General features: G+C 73.4%; 7 protein-coding genes. 3 read left to right on the plus strand and 4 right to left on the minus strand.

The window, feature by feature from the left end; genetic code table 11:
- The first annotated feature begins 11 nt into the window (after window positions 1-11).
- The 3 genes from M1203_RS13150 (at window position 12) to M1203_RS13160 (ending at window position 2,541) form a co-directional block, all read left to right on the plus strand.
- Entirely contained in the window at window positions 12-1,067 is a 1,056-nt protein-coding gene (locus tag M1203_RS13150; protein WP_249949814.1) for a DegT/DnrJ/EryC1/StrS aminotransferase family protein, read from the plus strand.
- A gap of 19 nt (window positions 1,068-1,086) precedes the next feature.
- Entirely contained in the window at window positions 1,087-2,262 is a 1,176-nt protein-coding gene (locus tag M1203_RS13155; RefSeq protein WP_249949815.1) for a cytochrome P450, read from the plus strand.
- 84 nt (window positions 2,263-2,346) lie between these two features.
- A complete protein-coding gene (locus M1203_RS13160; RefSeq protein ID WP_249950035.1) occupies window positions 2,347-2,541 on the plus strand; it encodes a ferredoxin in 195 nt (64 codons plus the stop codon).
- Between the two features lie 97 nt (window positions 2,542-2,638).
- Here the strand turns inward: M1203_RS13160 and M1203_RS13165 are convergent, their stop codons facing one another.
- From M1203_RS13165 to M1203_RS13180, 4 genes are all read right to left on the minus strand, one after another.
- The gene (locus M1203_RS13165; RefSeq protein ID WP_249949816.1) at window positions 2,639-3,823 is read right to left on the minus strand and encodes a cytochrome P450; all 1,185 of its coding nucleotides are present in this window, start codon (window positions 3,821-3,823) and stop codon (window positions 2,639-2,641) included.
- Window positions 3,824-3,903: 80 nt separating this feature from the next.
- Complete coding sequence (locus tag M1203_RS13170; RefSeq protein WP_249949817.1) at window positions 3,904-10,065, minus strand: type I polyketide synthase; 6,162 nt, start codon at window positions 10,063-10,065, stop codon at window positions 3,904-3,906.
- A 79-nt stretch (window positions 10,066-10,144) separates the two neighbouring features.
- Window positions 10,145-22,009, minus strand: coding sequence for a type I polyketide synthase (locus M1203_RS13175; RefSeq protein WP_308404869.1), 11,865 nt, complete (start codon window positions 22,007-22,009; stop codon window positions 10,145-10,147).
- Window positions 21,934-26,688 carry a beta-ketoacyl synthase N-terminal-like domain-containing protein gene (locus M1203_RS13180; RefSeq protein ID WP_374402839.1) on the minus strand — a complete coding sequence of 1,585 codons (4,755 nt, stop codon included), beginning with the start codon at window positions 26,686-26,688 and terminating at the stop codon, window positions 21,934-21,936. The genes M1203_RS13175 and M1203_RS13180 overlap by 76 nt, the downstream gene beginning before the upstream one ends.
- Window positions 26,689-26,702: the final 14 nt, after the last annotated feature.

The following is a 26,702-nucleotide window of genomic DNA, read 5'->3' on the forward strand; positions in this document are numbered from 1 at the left end:
CGAGGCAATCCATGTCATACACCCATCCTGTGTCCAAGCCCTGGCTCGGCGGGCGTGAGCTCGAATATGTGACGGACGCCGTCAGTGACGGCTGGATCTCCTCGCAGGGGCCGTACGTCGCCAAGTTCGAGAGCGAGTTCGCCGGCTACAACGGGATCGCGCACGGCGTCGCCTGCTCGTCCGGAACGACGGCGCTCACACTGGCCCTGCGCGCCCTCGGTGTCGGCCCCGGCGACGAGGTGATCGTCCCCGAGTTCACGATGATCGCGACGGCGTGGGCGGTGACCTACACCGGTGCCACGCCCGTCTTCGTGGACTGCGGGGACGATCTCAATATCGATGTCGCGCTCATCGAGGAGAAGATCACCCCACGCACCAAGGTGATCATGCCGGTGCACATCTACGGCCGCCGGTGCGACATGGACCGGATCATGGAACTGGCCCATGAGTACAACCTGCGGGTGGTGGAGGACTCCGCCGAGGCGCACGGCGTACGGCCGGTGGCCGACATCGCCTGCTTCTCGCTCTTCGCCAACAAGATCATCACCGCCGGTGAGGGAGGTATCTGTCTCACCGACGACCAGCACCTCGCCGATCAGATGGCACATCTGCGGGCGATGGCCTTCACCAAGGACCACAGCTTCCTGCACAAGAAGCTGGCCTACAACTTCCGTATGACGAGCATGCAGGCGGCCGTCGCCCTGGCGCAGACCGAGCGGCTCGACACGATCCTGGAGACCCGCCGGGAGATCGAGCGGCGGTACGACGAGGGCCTGAGCGGTATCGACGGAATCACGCTGATGCCGCCGCGCGATGTGCTGTGGATGTACGACCTGCGCGCCGAACGCCGGGAGGAGCTGCGGGACTTCCTCGCCGACCAGGGCATCGAGACACGGGTCTTCTTCAAGCCGATGAGCCGGCAGCCCGGCTATCTCCACGCCGACTGGCCCTCGCTGAAGGCCAGCCGATTCAGCGAGGACGGCTTCTACCTCCCGACCCACACCGGGCTGACCGAGGAGGACCAGGAGTTCATCACGGGCACGATCCGCAAGTTCTACGGCGCCTAGGCCCAGGGGAATCGAGAAGATGACGACTACCGACAGGTGCCCGGTCGCCTTCCCGCTGCGGCGGCCCGGCCAGTCCTTTCCGCCGCCGGAGTACCGGGACTTCCGCGAACAGGACGGGCTGGTGCGCACGACGCTGCCCTCCGGCGTCCAGGTGTGGCTGGTGACCCGGCACGAGGACGTGCGTACGGTCCTCACCGATCCGCGGATCAGCTCCAACCCCTCGCACCCCGGTTTCCCCCGGGCGGCGAAGACCGGCGGTGTCCCGTCCCAGGACGAGGTGCCCGGCTGGTTCGTGGCGCTGGACCCGCCGGAGCACGGGCGGTTCCGCAAGACGCTGATCCCCGAGTTCACCGTCCGCAAGGTCAGGGAGATGCGGCCGGCCATCCAGCAGATCGTCGACGAGCGTATCGACGCCATGCTCGCGGCGGGGAACTCCGCCGATCTCATCGCGGACTTCGCGCTGTCCGTGCCGTCCCTGGTGATCTCCAGTCTGCTCGGGGTGCCCAACGCCGACCGGGACTTCTTCGAGACCAAGACCCGGGTGCTGGTGACGCTCACCTCCACGGACGAGCAGCGGCAGGCGGCGTCCATGGCGCTGCTGCGCTATCTCAACCGGCTGATCACCATCAAGCAGAAGCGGCCCGGCGACGATCTGATCAGTCAGCTGCTGGCCGAGGGGACGCTGAGCAAGCAGGAGCTGTCCGGTGTGTCCATGCTGCTGCTGATCGCCGGGCACGAGACGACGGCGAACAACATCGGCCTCGGTGTGGTCACGCTGCTGTCCAACCCGCGGTGGATCGGTGACGAGCGGGCGGTGGAGGAGCTGCTGCGCTACTACTCGGTCGCCGACCTGGTCGCCTTCCGGGTGGCCGTCGAGGACGTCGAGATCGGCGGACAGCTCATCAGGGCGGGCGAGGGCATCATCCCGCTGGTCGCCGCGGCCAACCACGACGGGACCGTCTTCGACCGCCCCGACGAGTTCGACCCGAGCAGGTCCGCCCGTTCGCATGTGGCGTTCGGGTACGGAGTGCACCAGTGCCTCGGCCAGAACCTGGTCCGGGTCGAGATGGACATCGCCTACCGGACGCTGTTCGAGCGGATCCCGACCCTTGAACTGGCCGTGCCGGTGGAGGAGTTGCCGCTCAAGTACGACGGGGTGCTCTACGGGCTGCACGCCCTGCCCGTGCGCTGGTAGACCGGCGCCCCCGGCCGGGGCGTGTCTTCGAGGACACGCCCCGGGACACACGGACGACCGCAGGTAACCGACGGAGGAATGATGGTGCGCATCAGCGTGGACACGGAACGCTGTGTGGGAGCGGGGCAGTGCGTGCTGTCGGCTCCCGATGTCTTCGACCAGGACGACTCCGGGATCGTCCTGGTCCTGGAGGAGCCGAGGGACGAGCCGGGGCGGGAGGCCGCGCGGCAGGCGGGGCTGATCTGCCCGTCCCAGGCGATCACCGTGCGGGAGAGCTGAGCGGCGGACCAGGCCCTGTCGCTCACAACGGGCTCTGCCCCCACCTCGGTGGGGGCAGAGCCCGTTGTGCGGTCCTGTCCCGCCCGGACCGGCCGTACTACCAGGTGACCGGCAGTTCGGTGAGACCGGCCGTGAGCCGGCCGCCCAGCACCTGAAGCTCCTCGACCGGGAGCGCGAGGCGCAGCTCGGGCAGGCGCGTGAAGAGCAGGGTGTACGCCGTCTTCAGCTGCATACGGGCCAGCGGGGCGCCGATGCAGTGCCACATCCCGTGACCGAACGTCAGATGCGGGTTGGGCGAACGGGTGATGTCGAAGAGTTCGGGGTCGTCGAAGATCTGGGTGTCGAAGTTGGAGAGGGTGAAGTCGAGCAGGACCAGATCGCCGAACCGAATGGTGACCCCGCCGATCGTGACGTCCTCGGTGGCGTACCGCGGCAGCACCGAGCCGCCCGCCTTCGCCGAGCGCAGGATCTCCTCCACCGCCCCTGACATCAGCTTCGGGTCCCCCAGCGCCGCGTCGCGCTGCTCGGGGTAGAGGGTGAACAGCACCACCCCGAGATCGATATGGCTGGCCACGGCCTCCAGTCCGGCGAAGAGCACCCCGGCCGCGATCGGCCCGATGCGCTCGTCCGACGGCTCGTTCGCGCACAGCCGGGAGATCACATCGTCGCCGGGTTCGGCCCGCTTGCGGCCGGCCAGCTCCACCAGATAGCCGAACAGGTCCTGCTGCCCGCCCTGGACGGTGTTCGGGTCGTCCAGACCGCCCATCCGGGACAGCAGGCTGACCAGCAGACCCCGGTCCTCGGCGGGCACACCGATGAGTTCGCCGAGCACGGACAGCGAGAACGGCAGGGAGAACCCGCCGTGCAGATCGGCGGGCGGCCCCTGGGCGATGAAGCTCTCCAGCAGACCTTCCGCGATGGCCTCGACCTTCGGCATCAGATTGAGCACGCGCCGGGCCGAGAAGTTCGGGGTGAGCATCGCGCGGGTCTCGGTGTGCAGCTTCCGCGCCAGCTCGGCGTCGTCGGTGACGAGCATGTCCAGGAACGGGTTGTGGACATAGCGCGGGGCGTTCGCCGGATCGGGATGCGCGCGGGCCAGCCGCTCGTCGCGGAGCAGTTCCTTGAGTTCGGCGTGGCGGGTCACCAGCCATCCCTCGTCGCCGGCGGGGGTGCGCACCTTGCAGACGGGGCTCCGGGTCTGGAGCTCGCGCAGCAGCGGGCTCAGCCGCAGCACGGTCGGCGGCACGCCCTTGAGCGACGGCAGCTCGTGGGAGGTGGTCATGGGGGTCTCTCCTCTGGACGGTCGGACGGTGATGGGGCCGGGCGGGGCGGCGTCGTACAACCGCCCCGCCCGGCCCGGTGTTACGCCTCGCCTGCGGGCAGGCCGCCCAGCCACTCCTCGATCGTTCGCGCCGTCAGCGCGGAGTGCTCCTTGGCGAGGGACAGATGGTTGGCCTGAATCTCACGGATGTCGTCCGCGGGGACGCCGTCGGTGTCGAACAGGAAGCCGTCCAGCGACTGAACGCACCGGACCAGCATCGTCGGCGCGGTGGTGGGCACCGTCTCGATGTCGGTCATCGCCATGAACCAGTGCGCCATCGCGGAGAGCCTGGCGCTGTTCAGCGTGACCGACGGCGAGTCGATGTCGGCCAGGTAGTACCGGGTGGTCCTGTCGAGGTCCTTGCCCTCGCCCGGCTGGTACTTGATGCTCGCGGTGTCCAGCAGGATCACCGCTTCGGGGCGGATGCCCCAGGTCTCCTCCAGTACGCCCGCGGCCAGATAGGCGAGGGAGCCGCCGGTGGAGTGGCCCACCAGGACGAAGGGTTCGCCGTCGCTGGCGTGCAGGGCGCTCTCCGCGACGATACGGGCCGCCGCCTCGCTCGTGGCCGGCAGCAGCTCACCGGGGGCGAACCCCATGAGCGGCAGGGCGGAGACATGCCGCTTGCCGCGGAAGTGCGCCGCGATGCGGGCGTACTGGTGTACGCCGCCGGTGGCGCCCGGGGCGCTGACGAAGACCAGCCGGGGGCTGCTCGGACCGTCCGCGAGGACGACGGGCGCCGACAGCTCCTCCAGGTCGGCGGGGGTCTCGAAGGTCGGCCGGGTGTTGGCGACGGCCTTGAGCATGCGCATGCCCTCGACCATCTTTCCGGCCTGCACCGCCGCGTAGAACAGGCCCTCCAGCGTCTCCTCCGGGTTCTGGGTGCCTCGCGCGGCGGCGGGTGCGGCGGTGCCCTGGGTGCCGGGGGCGAGCTGTCCGGCCAGCTCCCCGTGGAGCCGGCGGGCGAGCTTCACCGGGGTCGCGTTGTCGAAGACCACCGAGCTGGGCAGCCGCAGCCCGAGCGCCTCGGCGAGCTGATTGCGCAGCCCGACGGAGACGAGCGAGTCGAACCCCAGCTCAAGGAAGCCGCGTTCGGGGTCGACGGCGGTCGGGTCGGAGTGGCCGAGGAGCGCGGCGGAGTAACCCACCACCAGCTCGGTGAGCAGGCTCTCCTGCTCCGGCGCCGCCAGGTGCCGCAGCCGCTCGCGCAGGGTGACCGGCGAGCGGTCGGCCGCGGCGGCGGTGCGCCGGGTACGGGGCACCAGCTCCCGCCAGAGCGCCGGCAGGGCCCCCTGCTCCTGGAGTCCGGCGACATTGATCCGGGTCGGCACCACCGTGGCCCGGTCCCGGACGAGCGCGGCGTCGAACAGCTCAAGTCCCTGCTCGATGGCCAGCGGTGGCATACCGCCCCGGGCCATCCGCGCCAGATCGGCGGTGCTGACATGGCTGGTCATACCGCTGCCCCGGCCCCAGGGGCCCCAGGCGAGGGAGAGCGCGGGCAGCTCCCGGCTCCTGCGGTGCTGGGCGAGGGCGTCCAGATAGGCGTTGGCCGCGGCGTAGTTGCCCTGGCCGGGGCTGCCCAGCACACCGGAGACGGAGGAGTACAGCACGAAGGCGGCCAGATCGAGATCGCGGGTGGCCTCGTGCAGATACCAGGCGGCGTCCGCCTTCGGCCGCAGTACGCGCTCCAGCAGCTCCGGCGTCAGTGAGCCGGTGAGCGCGTCGCCCAGCACACCGGCGGTGTGGACGACGGCGGTCAGCGGATGTCCGGCCGGTACGGCCGCGAGCAGCGCGGTCACCGCGTCCCGGTCGCCCAGATCGCAGGAGACCACGGAGACTTCGGCGCCCCGCTCGGCCAGGTCGCCGAGCAGTTCCGGCACGCCCGGGGCGTCCCGCCCGCTCCTGCTGGCGAGCAGGAGATGCCGTACGCCGTGCTCGGCGACCAGATGGCGTGCCAGTTCCCTGCCGAGGCCGCCGGTTCCGCCGGTGATCAGTACGGTGCCCTCGGGGTCCCAGGGGCGCGCCGTGCCGCCTGCCGAGGAGGTCTGGTCGCTCTCGGGCAGCCGTGTGAGCCGACCGGCCCTGACCGTGTGGGAGCGCACGACCACCTGCTGTTCGTCGAGGCCGAGCAGACCGGGCAGGACCCCCGCCGACAGGAACGTGTCGTCCATGTCGACCAGCAGGAAGCTGCCGGGGTTCTCGGTCTGCGCGGACCGTACGAGGCCCCAGACGGCGGCGGCGGCCACGTCCTTGACGTCCTCGCCGTCGACGGCGACGGCGCCCCGGGTGACGAAGACCAGCCGTGAGCCGGCCAGCGCCGGTTCGTTCAGCCACTCCTGGAGGAGGCCGAGGACGAAGGTGGTCAGGGCGCGCACCGACTCGGGTCCCGGCATCGCCGGGTCGCCGACCACGGGCACCAGGAAGACATCGGGGGCGACACCGCTGTCGCCGACCGCGCCGGTCAGGGACTCCGCGTAGCCGCTGACGGTCTCGTCGGCGCGGTGCATCGCGTAGCCCAGGTCGAGTTCGTCGACGCCGACGACCGCCCAGCGGGTGCCGGTGGCGGCCACCGGCTCGGGGACGGACACCCAGTCGAGCGTGAGAAGCGCGCCCCGCTCGGTGCCGCCGCCCGTCGGCGCGGCCTGGCGGGGCTCGCCGGAGGGCGGGCCCAGCACCAGCGAATCGACGGAGAGCACCGGAGCGCCCGTCGTGTCGACCGCGCTCAGCGCCACCTCGTCCTGGCCGGTCGCGGTGATCCGGACACGCAGGGCGGAGGCCGCCGCGGCGTGCAGGGTCAGCCCGTTCCAGGACACCGGGACGGCGGCGGGCGCGCCGTCGGGGTCGAGGGAGCCCGCCGCGCGCGCGGCGGCGTCCAGCAGCGCCGGGTGGATGCCGTACGCGCCGGCGTCCTCGGCCGCCGGGGGCAGCGCCACCTCGGCGTAGACCTCGCCCGCGCGCCGCCAGACGCCCGACAGGCCCTGGAACACGGGCCCGTGGGCGAGGCCGGCGCCGGTGAGCCGTTCGTACAGTCCCTCCAGGGCGACCGGCTCGGCGTCGCGCGGCGGCCAGACGGTGGTGTCGAACCCGCCGGTCTCCTCGGCCTGCCCGGCCGCCGCCAGCACGCCTCGTGCGTGCAGTGTCCAGCCGTCCGTGTCGCGGTCGGCGGGGCGGGAGTGCACCGTCAGCGCCCGGTTGCCCGCGTCGTCCGACGCGCCCACCCGTACCTGCACGGTGACCGCGTCGCGAGCGGTCAGTACGAGAGGGGCGGACAGCGTCAGTTCCGTGACGCGGTGCCGGCCCGCCTGGTCGCCCGCCCGGATCGCCAGCTCCGCGAAGGCCGCGCCCGGCAGCACGGTCCGGCCGGAGATCCGGTGGTCGGCGAGCCAGGGATGCGACCGCTCCGACATCCTGCCGGTCAGCACGATCTCGTCCGACCCGGCGATCGTGACCGCCGCGCCGAGCAGCGGATGCCCGGCGGCCACCAGCCCGAGACCCGAGGCGTCGCCGGTCACCGCGCGGACCGTGGGCCAGTACCGCTCGCGCTGGAAGGCGTAGGTCGGCAGCTCGGCCCGGCGGGCGCCCGTACCGGCGAACAGTGCGGCCCAGTCCACCGCGACACCGCGGGCGTACAGCCCGGCGAGCGCGGTGACGGCCGCGATTTCCTCGGACCGGTCCTTGCGCAGGACCGGCAGCGCCGTCACGGCCGGGTCCTGGACGGACTCCGGTACGAGGGCGGAGAGCACGGCGTCCGGGCCCAGTTCCAGGAAGGTCCGTACGCCGCGCCCGGCGAGCGCCCGCACCCCGTCGCCGAACCGCACGGCCTCGCGCACATGGCGCACCCAGTAGCCGGGGTCGGTGAGTTCGGCCGTGGTGGCCACCTCGCCGGTCAGGTTCGAGACGACCGGTACGGACGGCTCCTGGAAGGCCAGGCCCGCCACGACCGCGCGGAACGCGTCGAGCATGGGCTCCATCAGGGGCGAGTGGAACGCGTGGCTGACGGCGAGCCGGGTGGTCTTGCGTCCCTCGGCCGCCAGCCGGGCGGCGAGGTCGAGCACCGCGGTCTCGTCGCCCGAGACGACCACCGCGTCCGGGCCGTTGACCGCGGCGACGGACACCCGGCCGGTCAGCAGCGGCGTGATCTCGTCCTCGGTGGCCCGTACGGCGACCATCGCGCCACCGGCGGGCAGCGCCCGCATCAGCCGGGCCCGCGCGGCGACCAGCCGGCAGGCGTCCTCCAGCGAGAACACCCCGGCCACATGCGCGGCCGTGATCTCGCCGACGGAGTGCCCGGCGAGGAAGTCCGGCCTGACGCCCCAGGAGCTGACCAGTCGGTACAGCGCCACCTCGACGGCGAACAGCGCGGGCTGGGTGAAGCCCGTGTCGTTCAGCGCGTCCGCGTCGTCGCCCCAGACGACCTCGCGCAGCGGACGGTCCAACTCCCCGTCCAGCTGGGCCAGTACGGCGTCCAGCGCCTCGGCGAAGACGGGGAAGCGCGCGTACAGCTCGCGGCCCATCCCGAGGCGCTGCGAGCCCTGGCCGGAGAAGAGCACGGCGAGCGCGCCCTTGCCAGGGACCCCGCGCGCCACCTCGACGGGCGTCCCGGCGTGGGGGTCCGCGGTGGACAGCAGTACCGCGCGGTGCTCGAACGCGGTGCGGGTGGTGGCGAGCGAGAAGCCGAGGTCGAGCGGGTCGGCGCCGCGTGCGTCCGCGAAGGCGCGGATCCGGTCCAGCTGCGCGTCGAGCGCGGCCCCGCTGCGGCCCGACACCGGCCAGGGCACGGCCTTCGGCACGACGGCCGGCGCCGGACCGGGCTCCTCCGCCGTTTCGGCGGGCGGCGCCTGCTCGATGAGCACATGCGCGTTGGTGCCGCTGATGCCGAACGACGACACCCCGGCGCGGCGCACCCGGTCGCCCTCCGGCCACTCCACCGGCTCGGTGAGCAGCCGTACGTCCCCGGCCGTCCAGTCCACATGCGAGGAGGGCGCGTCCACGTGCAGCGTCCGGGGCAGCACGCCGTTGCGGAGCGCGAGCACGATCTTCATCACGCCCGCGACTCCGGCCGCCGCCTGGGTGTGACCGATGTTCGACTTGACCGTGCCGAGCCACAGCGGACGGTCCGGCTCGCGGTCCTGGCCGTAGGCGGCGAGCAGGGCGCCCGCCTCGATCGGATCGCCCAGCGTCGTGCCCGTACCGTGCGCCTCGACCACGTCCACGTCGGACGGGGAAAGTCCGGCGCCGGCCAGCGCCTGGCGGATCACCCTCTGCTGGGAGGGGCCGTTGGGCGCGCTCAGACCGTTGGACGCGCCGTCCTGGTTGACCGCGCTGCCGCGCAGCACCGCGAGGACGGGGTGTCCGTTGCGCTGGGCGTCGGACAGCCGCTCGACGACCAGCAGACCCGCGCCCTCGGACCAGGCGGTGCCGTCCGCCGCGTCGGAGAAGGCCTTGCAGCGCCCGTCGGCGGCCAGTCCGCCCTGGACGCTGAACCCGGCGAAGCCGGCGGACGTCGCCATCACGGTCACCCCGCCGGCCAGCGCCAGCGAGCATTCGCCGTCGCGTACGGCCTGCGCGGCGAGATGCAGGGTCACCAGTGAGGACGAGCACGCGGTGTCGAGCGTGACCGCGGGGCCTTCGAGTCCGAGGACGAAGGAGAGCCGGCCGGACATGACGCTCGCCGCGAGGCCGTTGCCCGCGTAACCGCCCATGTCGTCGCGCGCGGCGAGCACGAGGTGCGCGTAGTCCTGGGAGTTGGTGCCGACGAACACGCCGGTCCTGCTGCCGCGCAGGGTGGCCGGGTCGATGCCGGAGCGCTCGATGGCCTCCCAGGCCACCTCAAGGAGCAGTCGCTGCTGCGGGTCCATGGCAAGGGCCTCGCGCGGCGAGATGTCGAAGAATCCCGGGTCGAAGCACGGCGCGTCGTGGATGAAGCCGCCCTCCTGGGTGGCGCTGCGTCCCTCGCCGTCACCGGCGAGCACATCCAGGTCCCAGCCGCGGTCGTCGGGGAAGGGGGAGATGGCGCCGCGGCCTTCGGCGAGCAGTTCCCACAGCTCCTCGGGAGAGCGGACCCCGCCGGGGAACCTGCATCCCATCCCGACGATCGCCACCGGTTCGTGACGGCCGGATTCGGCCTCTTCGAGTCGTCGGCGGGTCTGGTGCAGATCCGCCGTGACCCACTTCAGGTATTCGACGAGTTTCTGTTCGTCCGGCATCGTCCGTGAACCTTCCTCAGATGTATCGCGTGCGAAGGGAGTGGGCCCTTGTCAGGAATCCGCTGTCAGGAATCCGCTGTCAGGAATCCGTTGACCTGCCGAGCTCGTTGTCGATGAAGGCGAGGATCTCGTCGGTGCTGGCGGCCTCGATCCGTTCGGTGACCACGGCCGCGCCGCCGGTCTCCTGGGCGGCTCCGTCCCAGCGCGCGAGGAGCCGGTGGAGCCGTCCGGCGACCCCGGACCTGGTGACCTCGTCGAGTTCGCCGTCGGCGAGCGCGGCCTCCAACTGGTCGAGCACCGCGAGCGGCGACGCGTCCGTGCCGGAGGTGTCCGAGCCGAACAGCGCCGGCATCAGATGCCGGGCGACGGCGAGCGGGGTGGGGTGGTCGAACACGAGGGTGGTGGAGAGCCGTACGTCCGTGGCCGCGGTCAGCCTGGTGCGCAGCTCCACCGCCATCAGCGAGTCGAAGCCCAGCCGGCTGAAGTCACGGTCGGCCGGGACGGCGTCCGGGGTGGTGTGTCCCAGTACGGCGGCGGTCTCGGTCCGTACCAGCTCCACCAGGGCCGCTTCCCGCTCCCGCGCGTCGAGCCCTTCCAGGCGCAGGGTCGGTCCGGTGGCCCGGGTCCGGGTGGCGGCCGCCCGGCGCTTGGCGCGCGGCAGTCCGCGCAGGAGCGCGGGGACCCCGGCCGCGGCGGGCGCCGTCTCCGGGCCCGTGCCGACGGCGATCCCGGCCGCGACGACCAGTGCCTCGTCGCGGGCGCTCGCCGCGTCGAACAGCGCGAGGCCCCGTGCCACCGACAGCGGGGCGAGATCCGAGCGGGCCATCCGGCGCAGATCGGTGTCGCTCAGGGTGCCCGTCATACCGGTGTCCGAGGTCCAGGGGCCCCAGGCCAGCGATACGGCGGGCAGGCCGAGGGCGATGCGGTGCGCGGCCAGCGCGTCCAGGAACGTGTTGGCGGCGGCGTAGTTGCCCTGTCCCGGTCCCCCGGTGACGCCCGCGACCGAGGAGTACAGGACGAACCCGGCCAGCTCGGGGGCGAGTTCACGGGTCGCCTCGTGCAACTTCCAGGCGGCGTCGGCCTTCGGACGCGCTGTCCGTTCGACCAGCGCGGGGGTGAGCGAGCCGATCGTGGCGTCGGCGAGCACACCGGCGGTGTGCACGACGGCGGTCAGCGGATGCGCGGCCGGTACGGCGGCGAGCAGCGCGTCGAGCGCCGCCCGGTCGGCGACATCACAGGCGGCGACGGTCACCTCGGCGCCGTGGGCGGTCAGTTCGGCCCGTAGTTCCCCGGCGCCCGGCGCGCCGGGGCCGCGCCGCCCGGCGAGCAGCAGATGTTTGAAGCCGCCCGCGGTCACCAGATGCCTGGCGAGCGCGCTGCCGAGGCCGCCGGTGCCGCCGGTGATCAGCACCGTACCGTCACGGTCCCAGGACCGGACCCCGTCCTGGGGCGGGGTGACGCCGCTCTCGGGCAGCCGGGCGAGCCGGGCGACCCGTACGGCTCCGTCACGCAGCGCCGCCTGGGTCTCTCCGGCGTCCAGCAGTCCCGGCAGGGCGGCGAGAGCCCTGCCCAGGGCATCGGGACCTTCGAGGTCGGCGCCGCCGTCGATGGGGTCGTCGCCGCCGTCGATGTCGAGCAGCAGGAAGCTGCCGGGCTCCTCCGACTGGGCGGTGCGCACCAGGCCCCATACGGGTGCGGCGGCCAGGTCCCGTACGTCCTCGGTCCCGACGGCGACCGCGCGCCGGGTGACGAACACCAGCCGTGATGCGGCGCTCCGCCGGTCGGCGGACCAGGTGTGGAGCAGGTCAAGGGCGGCGGCCGTGGTGGTCCGCGCGGCGCCGGGGATGTCCCCTGTGCCGGACGGATCGCCGCCTACCGAGGCCAGTACGACGTCCGGCAACAGCTCGTCGCCGTCCAGGAGTGCGGCGAGCGACGCCGCGCGTACGGCGGGCACTCCGCCCGCCGGGGCCGCCGCGTCCAGCGTGGCCGCCAGGCCCGCCGGGTCCGCGCCGACGACCGCCCAGCGGAGGCCGGCCGGGGACGCGGCGGCCGCCGGGGCGGACGCCGCCTCCCAGACGATCCCGAACAGCGGGTCCGGCTCTGCGGTGGCGCCCGCCGCGACGGGCGCCGGGACGCGATCCGCGCCATCGGCCGGCCGGAGGGCGAGCGAGCGTACGGAGATCACCGGCGCGCCGGCCACGTCGACGGCCGCCAGCGCCACGGTGTCCCGGCCGGTGGCGGTCAGCTGTACCCGCAGCGCCGTGGCGGCGCTCGCGTGCAGGGTCAGTCCGTGCCAGGCGAACGCTTCGACGTCCCCGGCGGCGGTGGTGCTGTCGGTGTCGGTGTCGGTGTCGGTGTCCAGCAGTGCCGCCGCGCGGACTGCGGCGTCCAGCAGTGTCGGATGGATCGTGAACGCGCCGTCCCCGCCCGTCTCCTCGTCCAGCGCGATCTCCGCGAACACCACGCCGTCCCGGCGCCAGGCGGTGCGCGGGCCGGTGCCGTCCTGCCCGAGATCCAGGGCCCGGACGTCCGCGGGCGGCCAGACGGAGGTGTCGAACTCCCCGTCCGGTGTCGCCGTCCCCTCGGCGGCGGCCAGCACGCCGGTGGCGTGCCGGGTCCAGGGCAGATCCGCCCCTGCCTCGGGGCGGGCGTGCACGTCCAGGGGGCGGCGGCCGGCCTCGTCGGCGACGCCCACCCGTACCTGGATCCGTACCGCGCCCCGCTCGGGCACGAACAGCCCGCTCTCCACGGTCAGTTCCTCGACCCGTTCGCAGCCCACCTCGTCACCGGCGCGTACGGCCAGCTCGGCGAAGGCCGCGGCGGGCAGCGGCACGGGCCCGTCGGAGACGCGGTGCGCGGCCAGCCAGGGCTGCTCGGGCAGCGACAGCCGGCCCGTCAGCACCACATCGTCGGAGCCCGCCACCGTCATCGCCGCGCCCAGCAGCGGATGTCCCGCGGCCATCAGACCGAGGCCGGCGGGGTCGCCCGGGGCGGCCGGGGACACCGAGGGCCAGTAGCGCTCGCGCTGGAAGGCGTACGTGGGCAGCTCCACCCGCCGGGCGCCCGTACCGGCGAAGACCTCGGCCCAGTCGGTGGGGACACCGTGCGCGTGCGCCTGGGCGAGCGCGGTGAGGGCGGTCAGTTCCTCGGGCCTGTCCTTGCGCAGGACGGGTACGACCACGGCGTCGTCCGGCACGCAGGCGCGGACCAGCGCGGAGAGCACACCGTCCGGGCCCAGTTCCAGGAAGGTGCCGACGCCCTCGCCGACGAGGGTCCGTACCCCGTCGGCGAAGCGGACCGCCTCGCGGACATGCCGTACCCAGTAGTCGGCGGAGCACAGTTCACCGGCCGTGGCCGGCTCGCCGGTCAGGTGGGAGACGACCGGGATACGGGGCGCCTCGTAGGCGAGCTTCTCGGCGACCGCCCGGAATCCGTCCAGCATCGGGTCCATCAGGGGCGAGTGGAACGCGTGGCTCACCGGGAGCCGGGTCGTCCTGCGTCCCCCGGCCGCCAGGATCCCGGCGGTCGTCAGGACCTGGTCCTCGGCGCCGGAGATCACCACCGCCGCGGGTCCGTTGACGGCGGCGATCGCCACCCCGGCGGAGAGCAGCGGCCGTACCTCGTCCTCGGCGGCCTCCACGGCGACCATGGCGCCGCCCTCGGGCAGCGCGTCCATCAGCCGGGCGCGGGCCGCGACCAGCCGGCAGGCGTCCTCCAGCGAGAACACCCCGGCCACATGGGCCGCGGCGATCTCACCGATCGAGTGACCGGCCACGAAGTCCGGGGTCACCCCCCAGGACTCCAGCAGCCGGAACAGCGCCACCTCGATGGCGAACAGCGCGGGCTGGGTGTACGCGGTGCGGTTCAGCGTGTCCGGGTCGTCGCCCCAGATCACCTCGCGCAGCGGGCGGGGCAACTCGCCGTCCAGATGGGCGAGTACGGAGTCCAGCGCGTCGGCGAAGACCGGGAAGCGCGCGTGGAGCTCGCGGCCCATTCCGGGCCGCTGGCTGCCCTGGCCGGAGAAGAGGACGGCCGTCGGGCGCCCCACCGCCACTCCCCTGGCGACCTGCGGCGCGGACGCGTCCGCGGCGTCTCCCGGGGCGAGGAGCACGGCCCGGTGTTCGAAGGCAGACCGGCTCTGGGCCAGCGAGAGACCGAGGTCGAGCGGGGAGAGCCCGGGGCGGTCCGCCACGAAGGAGCGCAGCCGGTCCAGTTGTGCGTCCAGCGCGGCTTCGCTCTTGGCGGAGACGGGCCAGGGCACGACGGCCGGTGCCACCTCCGGGGCCGGGTCCGGCACGACCGGCTCGGTCGGCGGCGCCTGCTCCAGGACCACATGCGCGTTGGTGCCGCTGATCCCGAAGGACGACACACCGGCGCGGCGGGCGTGTCCGGTCCGCGGCCACGCCCGCTCCTCGGTCAGCAGCTCCACGCCGCCCGAGGCCCAGTTGACCCGGGCCGAGGGCTCGCTGACATGCAGCGTCCTGGGCAGCCTGGCGTGCCGGAGCGCCAGCACCGTCTTCAGCACACCCGCGACGCCCGCGGCGGCCTGGGTGTGGCCGAGGTTGGACTTCACGGAGCCCAGCAGCAGGGGCCGCTCGGGGTCGCGGTCACGTCCGTACGTCGCGAGGAGGGCCCCCGCCTCGATGGGGTCGCCCAGGGTGGTGCCGGTGCCATGGGCCTCGACCGCGTCCACGTCGGCTGGGGTCAGACCGGCACTGGCGAGGGCCTGGCGGATGACCCGCTGCTGGGAGGGGCCGTTGGGCGCGGTGAGTCCGTTGGACGCGCCGTCCTGGTTGACGGCGGAACCGCGCAGCACGGCCAGGATCTCGTGGCCGTTGCGCCGCGCGTCCGACAGCCGCTCGACGACCACCACGCCGACGCCCTCGGACCAGCCGGTGCCGTCGGCCGAGTCGGAGAACGCCTTGCAGCGCCCGTCCGGGGCCAGCCCGCCCTGGCGGGTGAACCCGGCGAAGCTGGTCGAGGTCGACATGACGGTGACCCCGCCGACCAGCGCCATGGAGCACTCGCCGGCGCGCAGCGCCTGGGCGGCCCAGTGCAGCGCGACCAGGGAGGAGGAGCAGGCGGTGTCCACGGTGACGGCGGGGCCCTCGAAGCCGAAGGCGTAGGAGAGCCTGCCGGAGATGACGCTGGCCGCCAGACCCGTGCCCGCGTGCCCTTCCACGTCCTCGTTCGCCCGGAGGATCAGATGGGCGTAGTCCTGGCCGTTGGTACCGACGAACACCCCGGTCCTGCTGCCGCGCAGCGAGGCCGGATCGGTCCCGGTGCGCTCGAACGCCTCCCAGGCGGTCTCCAGCAGCAGCCGCTGCTGGGGGTCCATGGCAAGGGCCTCACGCGGTGAGATGTCGAAGAAGCCCGGGTCGAAGTCGGCGGCCTCGTAGAGGAATCCGCCCACGCGCGTCGCGCTGCGGCCCTGGCCGTCGCCCGCGAGGACATCGAGGTTCCAGCCGCGGTCCGTGGGGAACTCGGCGATGCCGTCCCGGCCTTCGGTGAGCAGCTGCCACAGCTCCTCGGGCGAGCGCACCCCGCCGGGGAAGCGGCAGGCCATGGAGACGATGACGACCGGGTCGTCGGTGACCCCGGCGGAGGCGGTGCCCGGGGCGTCGGATTCGGTCAGCTCGCCGCTCTCCTCGCTGGTCTCCCCCCCGAGCAGTTCGGCGCGGAGATGGCCGGCGAGCGCGTGCGGGTTCGGATAGTCGAAGACCAGGCTCGCGGGGAGGGCCAGACCGGTCATCTCCGAGAGCCGGTTGCTCAGTTCGACGGCGGTCAGCGAGTCGAAGCCGAGATCGCGGAAGGCCTTGTCGCCCTTGATCGCGTCGGCTCCGGTGTGGCCGAGCACGGCCGCCGCTTGCGTACGGACAACGGTGAGCAGTGCGGCGGTCCGGTCGGGCCCGCTCGCTCCGCGCAGCCGCTCACGCAGCCCGGAGGCGGCCGATTCGCTCTCGCGCCGCGCCTCCCGTACGGCCGTCAGCGCCGTGCGCGCCTCGGGCAGATCGGCGAGCAGCGGGCTGGGGCGCAGACTCAGCAGGGCGTTCAGCAGCCGCGGCTGCTGGAGGTCGGCGAGGACCACGGTCGGCTCGGGCTCCACCACGACGCGCAGCAGTGCGGAGACGGCGAGGGCGGGATCGAGCGCGCCGGAGCCGTTCTGATGGGCGGAGGTGAGGGGGTGGGCGGCCATGCCGCCGCCGTCCCACGCGCCCCAGGCGATCGAGGTCGCCGGCAGACCGACCGAGCGGCGCCGCTCGGCCAGTGCGTCCAGGACGGTGTTGGCGGCGGCGTAGTTGGCCTGGCCGGGGTTGCCCACGGCGCCCGCCACCGAGGAGAACAGCGCGAACACCGACAGATCGAGGTCACGGGTCAGTTCGTCGAGCAGCAGCGCCGAGGCGACCTTGGCGCGGAACACCGTCTCGAACCGTTCGGCCGTCAGCCCTGTCAGCACTCCGTCGTCCAGGACCCCCGCCGTATGCACCACCCCCGTCAGCGGGTTGTCCTCGGGGACGGCGGCGAGGACCCGTGTGAGCTGGTCCTTGTCGGCGGCGTCGCAGGCGGTGAGGGTGACCCGCGTTCCGAGAGCGGTCAGTTCGGTCCGCAGCTCCTCGGCGCCGGGCGCCTGCGGGCCACGGCGGCTGAGCAGTACGAGATGCGGGACGCCCTCGCCCGCCAGCCGGCGTGCCACATGGGCGCCGAGCGCGCCCGTACCGCCGGTGATGAGCACGGTGCCGGACGGCTGCCACCGCTCCTCGGCGGCGCCGGGGCGCTCCGTGCTGGGCGCGGGCGTCATCCTGCGGCCGAACACGCCCGAGGCGCGGACCGCCACCTGGTCCTCGCCGTCCCGGCCGGTCAGGACGGCGAGGAACCGCCGTACGGACCGCTCGTCCAGTTCGTCGGGCAGATCGGCCAGCCCGCCCCACTGGCGGGGGTGTTCGAGCGCCGCGACCCTGCCGAGGCCCCAGACGGCGGCCTGCGCCGGACTGGCGGGCGGCTCGGAGGGGAGGGGTGAGACGGCGCCGCGTGTGACGGCCCAGAGGGGGGCCGCGATGCCCGCGTCGCCGAGCGCGCGGACGAGCCCGGCGGTGGCGATCAGCCCCGCGGGCACACCGGCGGGACCGGCCGACTCGTCCAGGGCGAGCAGCGACACCACACCGGTGATCTCCGCCGGGGCGTCCGAGACGGCCTGGGTCAGCCGGGCGACCAGGCCGGTTCCGTCGGTCGTGCCGGCGCCGACCCGTGCCGTGCCGGTGTCGACCCGTGCCGTGCCGGTGTCGACCCGTACGGCGGCCGGGCCGAGCCCGTCGATCAGCGAGGTCACCCACGCGTCGGCGATCCCGGGCGCGGGCGCCAGTACCAGCCAGGTCCCGGACAGCGTCGCCGGCGTCGTCGCGGAACCGCTGACGGTCAGCGGCTTCCAGCTCTGCCGGTAGCGCCACGCGTCCACGGCGGAACGGGTCTTGCGCCGGGTACGCCACGACGACAGCGCGGGCAGTACGGCCCCGAGCGAGTCACCGTCGACGTCCAGTCCCGCCGCGAGGGATGCCAGGTCAGCCCGCTCGACGGCGGCCCAGAACTCCGCGTCGACCGGGTCCGTACCGGCCGTGGGCGTGGCGGCGACCACCTCGGGCCAGAACCGTTCGCGCTGGAAGGCGTACGTCGGCAGATCGACCCGCCGGGCGCCGGTGCCCGCGAAGACGCCGGTCCAGTCGACAGCGGCACCCGCCACATGCAGCCGGGCCAGCGCGGTGACGAGCGCGGTTTCCTCGTCGCGGTCCCCCCGCAGCGCCGGGACGACCACGGCGGTGGCGGGCACGGACTCGCGTGCCAGGGCGGAGAGCACCCCGTCCGGGCCCAGTTCCAGGAACGTACCGACGCCCCGGTCGGCGAGCGCGCGCACCCCGTCGGCGAAGCGCACGGCCTCGCGGACATGGCGTACCCAGTACTCGGCCGAGCACAGCTCGCCGGCCGACGCCGGAGCGCCCGTCAGGTTGGACACGACGGGAAGCGTCGGTTCGGCGTAGGCCAGGCCCTCCGCGACGGTACGGAACTCGTCCAGCATCGGGTCCATCAGCGGCGAGTGGAACGCGTGCGAGACGCGCAGCCTGTTCGTCCTGCGGCCCTGGGCCGCCAGTCGGTCCGCGATCTCCAGGACGGTGCCCTCAGCGCCGGAAATCACCACGGACGAGGGGCCGTTGACGGCGGCGACGGACACCTCGCCCGACAGCAGGGGCAGGACCTCGTCCTCGGTGGCCCGGACGGCGACCATCGCACCGCCCGGGGGCAGGGCGGCCATCAGCCGCGCACGGGCCACCACCAGCCGGGCCGCGTCCTCCAGCGAGAACACCCCCGCCACATGCGCCGCCGCGAGCTCACCGATCGAATGACCGGCGACGAAGTCCGGCCGCACACCCCACGACTCCACCAGCCGGAACAGCGCCACCTCGACCGCGAACAACGCGGGCTGCGTGAAACCCGTGTCATTCAGCGGCCCGGCGTCCTCGCCCCACATCACCTCACGCAGCGAGCACCCCAACTCGGCGTCCAGCGCGGCCAGTACGGAGTCCAGCGCCTCGGCGAAGACGGGGAACCGGCCGTACAACGCGCGCCCCGTCCCCAGCCGCTGCGACCCCTGACCGGAGAACAGCACCGCCGACGGCCGCTCGGTCGCGAGACCACGGGCGGCCTCCGCGACACCCTCGTCGGTCGCCAGCAGCACCGCGCGGTGCTCGAAGAGCGCGCGGCCCGTCGCCAGCGAGTGGCCGACATCCACGGCGGAGCGCTCGGGGTGCTCCCGCGCGAAGGCCCTGAGCCGGTCGATCTGCCCGTCCAGCGCCGCCTCGCTCTTGGCCGAGACGAGCCACGGCACGGCGCGCGGGGCGGCCCCGGGCGTGAGCGGCGCGCCGTCGGCGGTGTCGTCCGCCGGGTCCGCCTGCTCCAGGACCACATGCGCGTTCGTACCGCTGATCCCGAAGGACGAGACGCCCGCCCGGCGTACGTGTCCGGTCTCCGGCCACGCGGTGGTGTCGGCGAGCAGTTCCACGGCCCCCGCCGACCAGTCGACATGGCTTGACGGTTCGGTCAGGTGCAGTGTCCTCGGGAGCGTCCCGTGCCGCAGCGCCATCACCATCTTCACCAGACCGGCGGCGCCCGCCGCGGCCTGGGTGTGGCCGATGTTGGACTTCACGGAGCCCAGCAGCAGCGGCAGGTCCTGATCGCGGTCCTGGCCGTAGGTGGCCAGCAGCGCCTGGGCCTCGATCGGGTCACCGAGCGGGGTGCCGGTGCCATGCGCCTCCACCGCGTCCACCTCGGCCGGGGAGAGCCCGGCGTTGGCGAGCGCCTGCCGGATCACGCGCTGCTGCGCGGGCCCGTTGGGGGCTGTCAGACCGTTCGAGGCACCGTCCTGGTTGACGGCGCTGCCGCGGACGACGGCGAGGACCTGGTGGCCGCCCCGCCGCGCGTCCGACAGCCGCTCCAGGACCAGCACGGCCGCGCCCTCGGACCAGCCGGTGCCGTCGGCGGAGTCGGAGAACGCCTTGCACCGGCCGTCACCGGCCAGTCCGCCCATCCGGGAGAAGCCGGCGAAGTTGGCGGAGGTGGTCATCACCGTCACGCCGCCCGCGAGAGCGAGGGAGCACTCACCGCCGCGCAGCGCCTGGGCGGCGAGGTGCAGGGAGACCAGGGACGACGAGCAGGCCGTGTCGACCGACATCGCCGGGCCCTCCAGGCCCAGCGCGTAGGCCAGTCGGCCGGAGACGACGCTGACCGCGAGGCCGGTGGTGGCATGGCCCGCCATGTCGTCCTTGGAGCGCATGACGAGACCGGCGTAGTCCTGGCCGCTGACGCCGACGAAGACGCCGGTGCGGCTGCCGCGCAGGGTGGCCGGGTCGATGCCCGCGCGTTCCGCCGCCTCCCAGGAGACTTCGAGCAGGACGCGCTGCTGCGGGTCCATGGCAAGGGCCTCACGCGGCGAGATGCCGAAGAATCCGGCGTCGAAGTCGGCGACGTCCCGCAGGAATCCGCCCTGGCCCTCGACGGCGCCGATGGACGCGTCGGCCTCCCAGCCGCGGTCGTCGGGGAAGCCGGAGATGGCGTCGCCGCCGGAGAGCACCAGCTCCCAGAGTCCTTCGGGGGACTCCACACCGCCGGGGAAGCGGCAGCTCATACCGACGATCGCGATCGGGTCGTCGGTGGTGTCGGCGCTGTCGCGCGATTCGCGCGCGGTGACGGCCGCGACATCGTCCTCGCCGACCAGCTCGTCGAGGAGATACGCGGCGAGCCTGGCCGGTGTCGGGTAGTCGAAGATCAGGGTGGCGGGCAGCGTCAGTCCGGTGGCGGACGCGAGCCGGTTGCGCAGTTCGACGGCGGTCAGCGAGTCGAAGCCGAGCTGCCTGAACTCCCTTTCCACGGCGATCGCCTCGGGCGAGGAGTGCGCCAGCACCACCGCGGCCTCGGCGCGTACGAGGTCGGTCAGCAGCCGGGGCCGCTCGTTCTCGCGCAGCGCGGCCAGCCGCTCGACGAGTCCGGCGCGGGAGACTCCCGCGCCGCCGCTCTTCGCGGCGCGGCGGCCGGTCCGTACGAGTCCGCGCAGGAGGGCCGGGACACCGGCCGCGGCCGGGACGGCCCCACCGCCGATGGAGAGCGGGACGATCAGCGCCTCGTCGCTCGCGGTGGCGGCGTCGAAGAGCGCCAGGCCCTGCGCCACCGAGAGCAGCGGCATTCCGGAGGCGCCGCTCACCCGGCGTACGTCATGGTCCTCCAGCGTGCTGGTCATGCCCACGCCCTGTTCCCAGGCGCCCCAGGCCAGCGAGAGCGCGGGCAGCCCCTGGGCGCGGCGGTACGCGGCCAGGGCGTCGAGGAAGGTGTTGCCTCCCGCGTAGTTGGCCTGTCCGGGGCTGCCCATGACTCCGGCCGTGGACGAATACACCACGAACGCGGCCAGATCGAGATCCTGGGTCAGCTCATGCAGATTCCACGCCGCGTCGACCTTGGGACGCAGCACAGCGGCGAGCCGTTCGGGGGTGAGGGAGCCGATGACGCCGTCGTCGAGCACGCCCGCCGTGTGCACCACGGCCGTCAGCGGGTGATCGGACGGTAGGGACGCCAGCAGTTCGGCGAGCGCTTCCCGGTCCGCCACGTCGCAGGCGGCGACCGACACCTCCGCGCCCAGGGTCCGCAGCTCCGCGGCCAGTTCGGCGGCTCCGGGGGCGGCCACGCCGCGCCGGCTGGTGAGCACGAGGTGCCGTACGCCGTGTTCGGCCACCAGGTGGCGGGCCAGCACGCCGCCCAGACCGCCCGTGCCACCGGTGATCAGGACCGTGCCCTCGGGGTTCCATACGGGCGGCATGGTGAGCACGATCTTGCCGACATGCCTGGCCATGCTCATGAAGCGGAACGCGTCGCGCGCCCGCCGTACGTCCCACGACCGCACCGGCAGCGGCTCCAGTACGCCGCGCTCGAACAGCTCGCCCAGCTCGACCAGCATCCGCTGGATGCCCTCGGGGCCGACCCAGCCGAGGTCGAATGCCTGGTAGTCCAGACCCTCGGGCAGCTCGGCGGCATCCCGGATGTCGGTCTTGCCCATCTCCAGGAACCGGCCGCCGGAACCGACCAGCCGCAGCGACGCGTCCACGAACTCGCCGGCCAGCGAGTTCAGTACGACGTCGACGCCTTCTCCGCCCGTGACCCCGGCGAACGCCGCCTCGAAATCAGTCGTACGGGACGACGCGATGTGATCGTCCGCCACCCCCAGCGACCGCAGCACCTCCCACTTGCCCTCACTCGCCGTCGCGAACACCTCGGCCCCCAGATGACGCGCCACCTGGATCGCCGCCATACCCACACCACCCGCACCCGCGTGGATCAGCACCTTCTCACCACGCCGCACACCACCCAGCTCCACCAACGCGTAGTAGGCGGTGAGGAAGACGAGCGGCATCGACGCCGCCGTCTCCCACGACCAGCCGTCGGGCAGCCGGGTGAGCAGCNGAGCGCGTGGTAGGCGGTGAGGAAGACGAGCGGCATCGACGCCGCCGTCTCCCACGACCAGGTGTCAGGGACGCGGGTCATCATGCGCTCGTGGCCCACCACATGGGTGCCGAAGCCGCCGAAGAGCATGCCCATGACCCGGTCGCCGACCCGCAGATCGGTCACGTCGGGCCCGGTCCCGACCACGACTCCGGCCGCCTCCGAGCCGAACAGCCCGGCGTCGCCCGGGTACATGCCCAGGGCGTTGAGGACATCGCGGAAGTTCACTCCGGCCGCGCGGACCTCGATCCGTACCTCGCGGCCGGTCAGCGGTTCGAGGACCTCGGGGAACGGGGCCAGGGTCAGCCCGTCGAGGCTGCCCTTGGCCCGGCTGCCCAGCCGCCACGGCACCCCCTCCGGCGGCACCAGGCCCGTGCCCGACTCCAGCCGGGCGAGCCTGCCGACGCGCAGCGCGCCCGCGCGCAGCACGGCCTGGGGCTCGTCGGCGGCCACCAGCCCCGGCAGCGCGGGGAGTACGGCCGCCGACTCGGCGGTGTCGTCGGCGTCCACGAGCAGGAACCGGCCGGGGTTCTCGGCCTGCGCCGAGCGCACCAGGCCCCATACGGGGGCGGCGGCGACATCGGTGACGTCCGTGGCACCGTCCTCGACGGCTCCTCGGGTGACGAACACCAGCCGCGAGTCGGCGAAGCGCTCCTCGGCCAGCCACTCCCGGACCAACGTCAGTGCGTAGTGGGCGAGTTCGTGCGCCGACGAGGCGCCGCGCGCGCTGTCGCCGCGCAGCGGTACGGCCACGACCCCCGGCATCGCCGCGCCGCCGCGCGAGGTCAGTTCGGCCAGGGTGCCCGCCGGGGCGCCGAGTTTCGCGGCGCCGGTCGCGGCGAGGGCGGCGCTCAGGCCCAGGGTGTCCGTGCCGAGTACCACCCACTCGGTGTCCTCGGAGACCTTCTCCGGGGTGCCGGGCACCCAGTCGACGCGGAAGAGCGAGTTCAGCTCGTCCCGTCGTCCGCTGTCCGCCGCCCGGGGGCCCGCTTCCCGCAGCAGCAGCGAGTCGACGGAGATGACCGGTTCGCCGTGGGCGTCGACGGCGGCGAGCCGGACGGAGTCGGCGCCGTTGCCGGTGATCCTGACACGCAGGGTCGACGCCCCGGAGGCGTGCAGGGAGACCCCGTTCCAGGCGAACGGCAGCAGGCTGCGGTCGTCGCCGTCCGCGCTGGCGAACACGGTGCTGTGCAGCACGGAGTCGAGCAGCGCCGGGTGCACGCCGAAGTCCTTCGCGTCGTCGACTCCCCGGTCGAGGGCGACCTCGGCGAAGATCTCCTCGCCCCGGCGCCAGACCGCGCGCAGCCCGCGGAAGACCGGGCCGTAGTCGAGTCCGTTGCTCGCGTAGCGGTCGTACAGCCCCTCGATGTCCACCACGGTCGCGCCCTTGGGCGGCCATACGGACCCGTCGAAGCCGAGGATCCGTTCGCCGCCGCCGATCCGGCCCGAGGCGTGCAGGGTCCACTCGTCGTCGGGCGCGTCGGCGGGGCGGGTGTAGAAGCGCAGTTCGCGGCGGCCCTCGTCATCGGCGCCGCCGACGGAGATCTGTACCTGGACGGCGCCGGTACGGGGCAGGATGAGCGGCGCGGCGAGCATCAGTTCCTCGACGCGGTCGCAGCCTGCCTGGTCGGCGGCCCTGATCGCCAGTTCGAGGAATCCGGTGCCGGGGAAGAAGACCATTCCGCTGACGACATGGTCGGCCAGCCACGGGTGGGTGGCCAGCGAGAGGGTGCCGGTCAGCAGGAGTTCGTCGGAGCCCGCCACGGACATGGCGGCGCCGAGCAGCGGGTGGTCGGCCGAGGCCAGTCCGAGACCGGTCGCGTCGGCCGGCCGGAAGGTCGTCTTCGGCCAGAACCGCTCGTGCTGGAACGCGTAGGTCGGCAGATCCACCAGCCGGGCGCCGGTGCCGTCGAAGAACGCGGGCCACTCCACGCGCACGCCATGGACATGCAGCTGGGCCAGCGCGGTGACGGCCGAGGTCTCCTCGGGGCGGTCCTTGCGGAGCACCGGTACGGTCACGGCGCCCGCCGGTACGGACTCCTGGGCCATGGCCGACAGCACCCCGTCAGGACCCAGTTCCAGGAAGGTGGTCACCCCCTGCGCGCCGAGGGTCCGTACACCGTCGGCGAAGCGGACGGCCTCGCGGACATGCCGTACCCAGTACTCGGCCGAGCACAGCTCCTTCGCCGACGCCAGGGCGCCCGTCAGGTTCGATACGACGGGGATGACCGGCTCGGCGTAGGCGAGGCCCCGCGCGACGGCGTGGAACTCGTCCAGCATCGGGTCCATCAGCGGCGAGTGGAAGGCATGCGAGACCCGGAGCCTGCTGGTCTTGCGGCCCCGCTCCCCCAGCCGCGCCGCGGCCTTGAGGACGGCTTCCTCGTCGCCGGAGATCACCAGGGAGTCGGGGCCGTTGACGGCGGCGACGGACACGTCGCCGGACAGCAGCGGCAGCACCTCGTCCTCGGTGGCCCGGACGGCGACCATCGCGCCGCCCGGGGGCAGCGCCCGCATCAGCCGCGCCCGCGCCACCACGAGCGTGCAGGCGTCCTCCAGCGAGAACACGCCCGCCACATGGGCCGCGGCGAGTTCACCGATCGAATGCCCCGCCACGAAGTCAGGGACCACGCCCCACGACTCCACCAGCCGGAACAGCGCCACCTCGATGGCGAACAGCGCGGGCTGGGTGAAACCCGTGTCGTTCAGCGCCTCGGCGTCCTCGCCCCACATCACCTCGCGCAGCGGCCGGTCCAGTCCGGCGTCCAGCAGCGGCAGTACGGTGTCCAGCGCCTCGGCGAACACCGGGAAGCGCTCGTACAGTTCGCGGCCCATGCCGAGCCGCTGGCTGCCCTGGCCGGAGAAGAGCACGGCGCTCTTCGTACGTTCCGCGACCGTGCCCTCGACCGCGCCGGCCGCCGTGCCGTTCTCGATCCAGCTCTTCAGCGCCGCGCGTCCCGCCCCGCCGTCCTCGTCCGCGACGACGGCGAGGCGGTGTTCCAGGCTCGCCCTGGATGCCGCGAGGGAGAGCGCGGTGTCCAGCGCGCGCGTACCCGGCTCGCTCTCAAGCCTGTTCAGCAGCGCGGTCGCCTGGTCGCGCAGCGCCTCGGCGGTCCGCCCCGAGACGACCCACGGCAGCGCGGTCGCACGACGGGCGGGTGCGGCCTCGTCGTTCCCGGTGGCGGTTCCCTCGGCGTTCGGCGCCTGCTCGATGATCACATGCGCGTTGGTGCCACTGACCCCGAACGAGGAGACACCGGTACGGCGCGGACGGCCCGCGTCCGGCCACGCGCGCGCCTCGGTGAGCAGTTCGACCTTGCCCGCCGACCAGTCGACATGCGACGACGGCTCGTCCGCGTGCAGTGTCTTCGGAGCCACGCCGTGCCGCATCGCCATCACCATCTTGATGACGCCCGCGACACCCGAAGCGGCCTGGGTGTGACCGATGTTGGACTTGACCGAGCCGAGCAGCAGCGGGTGCTCCCGGTCCTGGCCGTAGCTCGCGAGCAGGCTCTGCGCCTCGATGGGGTCGCCCAGCGGGGTGCCCGTACCGTGCGCCTCCACGACATCCACCTCGGCCGGGGTGAGTCCGGCGTTGGCGAGCGCCTGCCGGATCACCCGTTGCTGCGAGGGGCCGTTGGGCGCGGTGAAGCCGTTGGAGGCGCCGTCCTGGTTGACGGCGGAGCCCCGGATCACGGCGAGGACCGGGTGTCCCTCGCGCCGCGCGTCCGACAGGCGCTCCAGCATCAGCACGCCCGCGCCCTCGGACCAGCCGGTGCCGTCCGCCGACTCGGCGAACGCCTTGCAGCGGCCGTCCCTGGCGAGCCCGCCCTGCCGGCTGAACTCGATGAGCGAGCCGGGGGTGGACATCACATTGACGCCGCCCGCGAGTGCCAGCCCGCATTCACCGTTGCGCAGCGACTGCACGGCCAGATGGAGCGCGACCAGGGACGACGAGCACGCGGTGTCGACGGTGACGGCCGGGCCCTCCAGCCCGAGGGTGTACGAGAGCCGGCCGGAGACCGCGCTGGCGGCGATGCCGGTGCCGACATCGCCGGTCGCGTCGTCCAGCGACCTGACCAGCAGATAGGCGTAGTCCTGGCCGTTGGTGCCGATGAACGCGCCGGTGCGGGTCCCGCGCAGCCGGGTGGCGTCGATACCCGACCGCTCGATGGCCTCCCAGGTGGTCTCCAGCAGCAGCCGCTGCTGGGGGTCCATGGTGACGGCCTCGCGGGGCGAGATCCCGAAGAAGCCCGGGTCGAAGTCGGCGACGGTGCTGAGGAATCCGCCCTGCTGGCTGACGGAGGTGTCGCGCTCGTCGGTGGTGCTGTCGCGCAGCGCGTCCAGATCCCAGCCCCGGTCGGCGGGGAATCCGGAGATGGCGTCGGTGCCGGCGGCGACGAGGTCCCAGAGCCCTTCCGGGGAGTGCGCCTCGCCGGGGAACCGGCAGCTCATTCCCACGATGGCGATGGGTTCCTTGGCGGCGGCGACGAACATTCTGTTCTGCCGCCGCAGCCGCTCCGTCTCCTTCATCGCGGCGCGCAGTGCTTCCACGATGTCGGCGTTGGGGGCCTTCTCGGTGGGGGCGTTCATTCTCTGCTCCATCA

The sequence above is a fragment of the Streptomyces sp. 35G-GA-8 genome (assembly GCF_023534745.1).
GTDB lineage: Bacteria > Actinomycetota > Actinomycetes > Streptomycetales > Streptomycetaceae > Streptomyces.